This window comes from Bacillus solimangrovi (genome assembly GCF_001742425.1).
In the GTDB taxonomy this organism is placed as follows: domain Bacteria; phylum Bacillota; class Bacilli; order Bacillales; family Bacillaceae_N; genus Bacillus_AV; species Bacillus_AV solimangrovi.
Map to the genome: position 1 here is coordinate 1 of NZ_MJEH01000060.1, position 1329 is coordinate 1329.

At 32.4% G+C, this 1329-nt stretch carries 1 protein-coding gene; it reads left to right on the forward strand.

From position 1 onward, the window contains the following. A partial coding sequence (locus tag BFG57_RS19105; RefSeq protein ID WP_175428374.1) for a hypothetical protein occupies positions 1–1329 on the forward strand: 1329 nt, incomplete at both ends.

Consider the following 1329-nt stretch of genomic DNA (forward strand, 5'->3'; position numbering starts at 1 on the left):
AATCTTAATATAGGTGAAACAGTCATTCTAACAGCTTCACCTTATCCATCTGATGCGTTTCTAATTGGAGTGGAATGGGAGAAGTCAAATAATAACATAGATATCGCTGTAAATGAAAAGAAAATTGGTGAAGTATCCGTTACAAGTAAAAATAAAGGTTATACGGTACTTGAAGTAATTTCAAGTGAAAATAAGGATATAAAGAGTAGCTCTCTAATTAGTGTTAATAGTGATAACGAAACGCCAATTCTTAAAGGTAATGCCAAGATTGTTAATCCAGCGTTAGCCTCTAATCTATATACAACAGTTGATAAACAAGGAACTGAAGATTTGAAAAATGTATTTTCAGTGAATTATGATTTATCACTTGTTGGAGGGCGTGGTTCAGGAGACTTAACAAATATTGTGATAGTGCAACCGTTACCAGAAGGAGTTGCATGGAGTTCAGATTCAACAAGTGCAATAAAAGAAAAAGAAGAAAACGGTCAACGATATATTGAAATTCCTTTTCAAAATCTAGAATATTCAAAAGTTGGATTAGATAGCGAACAAAGAGAAACATCAGAAAAAATGAACCTTATAATTTCAAATCCAGACTTAAATTCTTACAGGGAATTTGATAATGTTTATTTGATTGATAATGGAGAAGAAAAAAAAGAGAGATGGACACTTGAGATCGTTACAAATCATGGATTTGATAAAATGAATGATCTCAAACTAACATTTGAAGATGGTACTATGGAATATCTATCACTAATTGAAAATGCTCATTTTAAAAAGAGTTATCCAGTGCAACCAGTCAAATTAACACAAATGCGTGCAAACGATAATCCCGATATTGAACAACCAACTATTATACCTCATGTTTTACAACAAGAAGTAAACTTCAAGGTTAATTGGGCCGTAAAGGACGTCAAACTTCCAGAAGCGAAAGTAATTTATAGGGACAGTAATAATAGTGCACAGGAACAAGAAGAAACAGTAACTCCACCTGATGACAAAATTAATATGACGGTAATATTAGAATCAAACCGTACAGATAACTTGAAATATATAGGTGATTATGAAGGTCGCATTTCATTGAAATACAATGATACAGATGTGATAGAGGTCTATGCAAAATCTCAAAAGGGAGATTTAATTAAGGGGATCAACATCAAGTCAATGAACTATTCAACAGACGACTCGAAAGTAATTGAGGTAACATATAAAGATGGTTCAAAAGGTTATTTGAATCCATTTTCCTTCGATGCGGACAGCTATGAAGTTATTGGAATTCATCCAAAAAACTTAAAAGACCATCTTATTAATGAAATTACTTCGGATCTT